General features: G+C 67.3%; 1 pseudogene. It reads right to left on the minus strand.

The window, feature by feature from the left end:
- Positions 1-779 (minus strand): annotated as a pseudogene (locus ACBJ59_RS62790) (transposase); the annotation flags it as partial.
- Positions 780-935 lie beyond the last annotated feature (156 nt).

Raw genomic sequence — 935 nt, forward strand, 5'->3', positions numbered from 1 at the left:
TCGCGGGTGACGGCCAGCCCGATGACGATCTGCGGCAGATCCTTGCGGTGGTCCTTGGAATGCCCGAACCGGCGCAACCCCATCTCGACGCCCCCGTCGCCCCCGTCGCCCCCGTCGCCCCCGTCGCTACTGCCTGCGTCGCCGGGCTCGGGCTCGCCGTCGCGTTCGAAGTAGGTGGAGGTGGAGTCGAACAGGATCAGATCCACCTCCAGGTTGAGCAGGTTGGCGGCGGCGAAGAACACCGCCTGCTGCACCTGGCCTTGGGCATCGGCGCCGGCCAGCAGGTCCATCGCCCGCATCGCCTGGTCCTTGTCGGCGCGCTCCAGGCCGGGGATGGCGACGGTGTGGTTGATCCACTCGGCTGCGGCGAGCTTGGAGGAGGGGGCCACGGCGCGGTTGGCGACCAGCGCGAACAAGATCCGTTCGATGTCGGTGCGGAAGCGGCGTGGTCCCAGCACGTCGGCCAGTGCCGCATCGATCTGGAGCGTGCGCCACAGCTGATCCAGCAGCCAGATCGCGCCGTACGGGCGGGCCTGCTCCACGGTCAGTGGCCCGGCCTCGGCACCGAGCGGGAGGGTGACGTCGTCTTCGTCGCCGAGGTAGCGGTTGATCGAGGCGACCAGCCGGCGCAGCGCCGTGACGTCGAGCTTGTCCTCGCGGCCCAGGTTGACCAGCACCTCGGCCTGTGTGGTGCCGTTGATGCGCCGGTTGTTGGCCAGTTGAAGATACCGGACCACGCTGCCGTCGCCGTTGCGTCGCTGCGTCTTACGCAGGTACATGCCCGCATCATCCCGCACAAGTCGCAGCTTCCGCAGCATAATCACGAATGGTCGTGTGCCCACACTTTGGGACTCCGGAAGTTATCCACAACCATGCCGACCAGCACTTTCGCTCAACGATCAAGGCTTATGTGCCCGCGAACTGCGAAACTCGGG

The organism is Nonomuraea sp. MTCD27 (assembly GCF_041950495.1).
GTDB lineage: Bacteria > Actinomycetota > Actinomycetes > Streptosporangiales > Streptosporangiaceae > Nonomuraea.